General features: G+C 66.3%; 5 protein-coding genes and 1 pseudogene. 5 read left to right on the top strand and 1 reads right to left on the bottom strand.

Going from position 1 to position 5,331, the window contains the following annotated elements; genetic code table 11:
• Positions 1 to 101: pseudogene (locus ACZ470_RS40420) on the top strand (electron transfer flavoprotein subunit alpha/FixB family protein); the annotation flags it as partial.
• Between the two features lie 603 nt (positions 102 to 704).
• On the opposite strand, the gene ACZ470_RS40415 reads toward ACZ470_RS40420, so the two are convergent.
• Positions 705 to 1,622 (bottom strand): EamA family transporter, encoded by a 918-nt coding sequence (locus ACZ470_RS40415; RefSeq protein WP_468434952.1) that lies wholly within the window; start codon positions 1,620 to 1,622, stop codon positions 705 to 707.
• A gap of 68 nt (positions 1,623 to 1,690) precedes the next feature.
• Between ACZ470_RS40415 and ACZ470_RS40410 the strand changes: the two genes are divergently transcribed.
• From ACZ470_RS40410 to ACZ470_RS40395, 4 genes are all read left to right on the top strand, one after another.
• Positions 1,691 to 2,545, top strand: a complete 855-nt coding sequence (locus ACZ470_RS40410; RefSeq protein ID WP_468434951.1) for a LysR family transcriptional regulator — start codon at positions 1,691 to 1,693, stop codon at positions 2,543 to 2,545.
• A 715-nt stretch (positions 2,546 to 3,260) separates the two neighbouring features.
• The gene (locus ACZ470_RS40405; RefSeq protein WP_468434950.1) at positions 3,261 to 3,569 is read left to right on the top strand and encodes a hypothetical protein; all 309 of its coding nucleotides are present in this window, start codon (positions 3,261 to 3,263) and stop codon (positions 3,567 to 3,569) included.
• Between the two features lie 144 nt (positions 3,570 to 3,713).
• Entirely contained in the window at positions 3,714 to 4,115 is a 402-nt protein-coding gene (locus tag ACZ470_RS40400; protein ID WP_468434949.1) for a hypothetical protein, read from the top strand.
• 339 nt (positions 4,116 to 4,454) lie between these two features.
• Entirely contained in the window at positions 4,455 to 5,138 is a 684-nt protein-coding gene (locus ACZ470_RS40395; RefSeq protein WP_468434948.1) for a GntR family transcriptional regulator, read from the top strand.
• The last annotated feature ends 193 nt before the right edge of the window (positions 5,139 to 5,331 follow it).

Below are 5,331 nucleotides of genomic sequence, written 5' to 3'. Positions count from 1 at the left end.
CCGAGGCCCCGATCTTCGACCTGGTCGACTACGGCATCGTCGGCGACCTGTTCGACGTCGTCCCGCAGCTCACCGAAGAGGTCAAGACCCGCAAGAGCTGAACTCCATGAGGAACCGAAGGCATAGACGATGCAACTCGCTGCGATCATCATGTCGCTGGTACTGCCCGTAGTCGGCGTCGCGCTGCTCGCAGGCGCGATTGGCCAGTTCGTCCGACCCTGCAAACGACGCGGACACAGCCCCTGAGCTGGCCATCAGTCACGGCAAGCAGCGTTGCAGTATTCGCCGTTTCCCGTGGTCGGTGTGGAACGGGACCTCGACGCACCCGGCGTCCGCCTCGCCCGTTCCCTCGGTCCCCGTGGCCAGGCACGGCGGCAACCGGGCCGTCTTGGAGAGGCTCCGCCTCGGCCGGGCCCTTGTTCTTGCCGCCGTCGGCTCAGATGACCTCGACAACATCGCCCTCACCATCGGCATCACCGTCCACCAGCACCGCATGTTCGTCCAACTGCCCACGAACACCTCACGCCCTGACCACTCGATGAGCGCCAGGGATGCGCTCACGTGGGCATCGCCGCGCCCGCCATATCGTCACTGGCACCGTCAGCAACAGGTCACCCACACTCCACCAGCCCCCTGCGCCTGGACAGCAATAGGGCTGCCCAGGTACGCGGGCGTAACCGCTTGAGCGGACGGCATTGCGGTCGTCAACGCCGTACGAGGATGCTGAGCGCGTTGGCGGCCACGATCGCGCCGATACTTGCCCACTCCGTCCACCCCAGACCCTCGCCGAGACCAATCCAGCCCACCAGGGCCGCAAGAAGGGGGTTGACGCTCATGAATAGTCCGAACGTCTGTGCGGGCACGCGACGCAGCGTGAGCAGATCGGCAAGGTACGGCACCGCCGAGGAGAGCACACCGGCCACGATGGCGTAGCAGACAGCCGCGACTGTCGGCCGCTGGTGCAGGATGAGGATGATGCCTACCGGCAGGAACGTCAGTGCAGAGATTCCCGCCGCTGTGGCGGAGCCCTGCACGCCCGGGATTCGGTGGCCCACTGTTCGGTTGAGCAGGATGTATGACGCCCAGCAGCACGCTGCGAGCAGTCCGAGGCCCATACCCACGTAGTCCGTCGAGGGCTGGGGGCGCATCAGGGTGACGACACCGGCCGCAGCGATCACCGCGCAGAAGGCATCGACGCGGCGACGTGCGGCGGCAAGGGCAACAGTGAGCGGACCAAGGAACTCCAACGTCACCGCCAGACCGAGGCCGATGCGATCGATGGCGGTGTAGAGGGACAGGTTCATGCTCCCGAACACCACTGCGAGCCCCAGTACAGGCCACCACTGCGCCCAGGTGAAGTCCCGGAGACGTGGGCGGCCGACGGCGAGCAGGACGATCGCGGCGACGTACTGGCGGACCGCGACGACGCCGATGGGCCCGAGAACAGGGAAGGCAAGGGAACCGATTGCCGCGCCGACCTGGTTGGACAGGCCGCTGCCGGCCATCGTCACCACACCGGTCAGCCGCCCCCGGGGCTGCACAGGGTGGGCCGAGGAGCCCGTGGACGCAGAAGACGTGGACTGGGCAGAAAATCCGCAGACCCTGACAGTTGCACTACGCATGACTCGATGGTGAGTCCCAGAGATGCTTACGCAAAATGCGTCTGCGACGAGATCTATACACTTGAGTCATGGATGTGGAACTACGGCAATTGCGCTGTCTCGTCGCCATCGTCGATGAAGGCACCTTCACCGACGCGGCCATCGCGCTGGAAGTCTCCCAGGCGGCGGTGTCCCGGACTCTGGCCTCGCTCGAACGCGCCCTGGGGGTGAGGCTGCTCAGGCGCACCTCGCGTGAGGTAACACCGACCGGCATCGGGCTTCGGGTGGTTGCTCAGGCCAGGCGGGTGCTTGGCGAGGTGGACGACCTGGTCCGGGAGGCCACCTCGGGCCACAGCATCCTGCGGATCGGCTACGCCTGGTCGGCTGTCGGCCGCCACACGCCCGCGTTCCAACGCCGCTGGGCTCAACTGCACCCCGGAACAGACCTCCACCTGGTCCGCGTCAACTCCGCGACCGCCGGCCTGGCGGAAGGCGCCTGTGACCTTTCCGTCCTCCGCAAGCCGCTGGACGACCGCCGCTTCGAGGGAGCCATTATCGGTCTGGAGCAGCGCCTGTGCGCGTTGTCCGCCGAGGACCCCCTAGCCTCACGCCGGTCGCTACGTCTTGCCGACCTCAGCGAGCGCACCCTGCTCGTGGACCGGCGAACCGGCACGACCACACCTGAGCTGTGGCCACCCCAAGCCCGACCGGCGACGGAGGAAACCCACGACGTCGATGACTGGCTGACTGTGATCTCCAGTGGCCGCTGCGTCGGCATGACTGCCGAGTCCACCGCGCACCAATACCCTCGGCCCGGCATCGTCTATCGACCGGTCCGCGACGCCGAGCCCATCGCCGTACGCCTCACATGGTGGAGGGACGATCCGCCCCCGGCCACCCAAGCCGCGATCGAACTTCTCACGGCTCTCTACCGAGGCGACTGACCCACGTCACCGCTGACGGCAATGGGTGGCCGCATGACATTGCTGACGGAGGCCGGTTGTCATCTCCCGCGCAGTGCCGCATAGGGTTGGTCTCCGTGCCTCAAGCAGATGCCCCCTTGGCTGCGGTTGTATCCGCATATGCTGCTACGTTCCGGGACCTTGCCGCTGCCACCACAGGGCGGACGCGCAGAGGCCCGCAGGGCGCTGTGCTTGCGATCTCCGGGGCGCCAATCGCCGCGCTGAACGCGATCATCAGTCCGAGTCCCGAGCCGAGTGTCGACGAGATCACGGCACTGGCGGACGCGGAGAGCCCATGGGAGCTTCCCTGGAGTATCCACGTCCGAGGTGTTCCGGATCCTCTGATCACCAAGGCGTCAGCGCGGTACGGGCTGACCCATTTCGAGCGGGAGCCGCTCATGATCTGGTACTCCGACCAGGGGCCGCCCACGGAGTCGATCGTCGACGGCCTGTGCATACGGAGCGTACCGATGACCTGTTCCGCGCCCATGTCGATGCCGCAGAGGCGCTCGTGGCACGGGCGCATCGGTCGCTGGGCCGACACGCCCATGCCCAATTGAAGCGTGACATCCAGGCCGCGAGAGACGAGCACGCGGCAGAGGTGTCCTACGAGTAAAAGCTGGTCGAGGGACGTCGACTCGACCTCGCCGAGGCCAAACGCGACTTCCAGGCGGCGATCGCCAGGCGCGCGGCCGGGGTGTCCGGCAGGGCCGCCTTCCAACTCGCCAAGATGATCGACTACGGCCGCGGGATCTCGTACAGGGACCGCGTCCCGTACCGGACCGAGCCCATCGAGGTGCTCCCCGGGGAGTTCGCCTACCTGGTCCGCAATCCACCCAAGCCCAGGGTGGTCAAGCACGAGTATCTCAGCGCGCTCGGTTACGAGACCGAGTCCGAGGCACTTGCCGACGCGATCGAATTGTGCCGCACCGCGATCCGGCTCACCGGGCACGACGATTCGGGCGAGGGACCGTCTGCCTTCCTGGCACAGCTGCTGGACGAGTAGGGAGACGCCGCCGGGGCAGCGTCGGCACGCGCGCACCTGGAGATCCCGGACAAGTTGGGGGCGGCCTTTGACAAGACTTACGAGCCCGACACTTACGAGCGTGGAAACTACGAGCGGGACTCCGACTTCGGCTACGGAGAGCATATGCGGGTCAAGTCCCTCGCGCCCTTCCTGATCGCGAGGCTGCGCCCCACCGAAATAGTGGACGCCATCCAGCGCTCCGCCCTGCGCGCCCCAGCCCACCCTGAAGGGAGGGTCCCGAGCGGCTATCTGGCTCTGACCAACGAACGCCTGCTCTTCCTCGACGACTCGCCCAGTGATGAATGGCGGTTCGACTCCGTCGACCCGACATCGGAGTACGAGCTGCTGGCGATCGATCGCACGTCCATCATCGGCGTCAGGCGAACCCAGGACCAAGACGGGGACACCTGGCTGGAGATCCACCTACCGCCGTCCGAGGCCGGCACGGCGTTCCCCGAACGAGCAAGCGTCCGCGTGCGGAAGAACCCTGACATCTGGCTGACCGCACTCTCTCCCTCTCACTGAGCCCTGCCCTTTTCCAACCTCAGTTGGAGCAGTGTTCCCTCGGCCTCGGAACGACATCCTCGCTGCGCCCCCTACGAGGCAACGCCGCCGCACCACCGCAGTGCACTTGAAGTGGATCTCCGTGTCGAGGGGCCGACCTGTGCCGCGCAGAGCGCTACTAAGCCACTCACCGGGTAGCTTGACCACCCCAACGACCCTGTACGCCACAACGGCAGCGCCGCTATGCGATGCACCACAAGCGCTCTGACAAGCCGGTCAGCTACGCTTCGAACTCGCTATAGCATGTAGCCTCAAGCGCCGCTGGAAGGCCGCGGCACCGGAACCACAAGGAGCTGCACCGTGACCGACTCCGCCAGGAACCCTCTGTCCTCGCTGGAGCGACACGAGTCCCTTGCCGAGCGGGCCTACCAGCAGATTCGCGAGAGCATCGCGACCGGCGTCCTCGCCCCCGGCCAGAAAGTCACCGAACGCAAACTGGCGTTCCTGCTGGGCGTGAGCCCGACGCCGATCCGTGAGGCCCTGCGCCGGCTTGAACAGGAACAACTGATCGAACGCCATTCACCGCGATCGCTGGCCGTCGCCAGTCACTCGACCGAGACGGTCCGGGAGCTGCTCTACGCCGAATCGCTGCTGCGTGGCGCCCTGGCCCGCTTCGCCGCGGAGAAAATCACCGATGAGGAGGTCGACGAGCTGGCCCGAATCGTCGACGAAGCGGGCAGCAGCTTGGCTGACGCCGACCCCGAAGTGGCTCAGCAGGCCGCCGAGCGCTTCGACGCCGTACTCCGCCGCGTCGCGGCCAATGCCTCACTCGACTCCTTGGCGTCGAGCGCCGGCTTCTTCGGGCGGGCGCGTCGCATGCGGGCGATCGAACTGCGAACCGCCCAGGAGCGAGCGGCCCTCGTCCAGATCCATCGTGACATCGTCGACGCGCTTCGCGTACGAGACGCCGATCGGGCCGAGCGGCTGACACGTGAACAGCTCGAGGCCTCACGGCTTTGGCTGCTCAACGCCGACCTCGACTGACTTACCTCTTGACAATGAACCTTCCGTAAACTTCCATCTGCTATAGCATCTATCAGATACCACACTGCAAGGAGGCAGCTGTGACCTACTCACCGCTGGGCAAGGACCTGGCTTGGATGCCCACCGACCTGGAGGACCAGAGCCGATGGATCTACCGGCTCACTCCAGCGGACGTCAGCGACATCGAGAACGC

Source organism: Streptomyces sp. NPDC031111 (genome assembly GCF_055570675.1).
The sequence above is the reverse complement of the archived record's forward strand: the minus strand, read 5'-3'. Positions and strand labels throughout refer to the sequence as shown.

Bases quoted from the DNA above. Each gene is read 5' to 3' on its own strand.
- ACZ470_RS40415 (WP_468434952.1), bottom strand. From the start codon at position 1,622: ATGCGTAGTGCAACTGTCAGGGTCTGCGGATTTTCTGCCCAGTCCACG.
- ACZ470_RS40410 (WP_468434951.1), top strand. From the start codon at position 1,691: ATGGATGTGGAACTACGGCAATTGCGCTGTCTCGTCGCCATCGTCGAT.
- ACZ470_RS40400 (WP_468434949.1), top strand. From the start codon at position 3,714: ATGCGGGTCAAGTCCCTCGCGCCCTTCCTGATCGCGAGGCTGCGCCCC.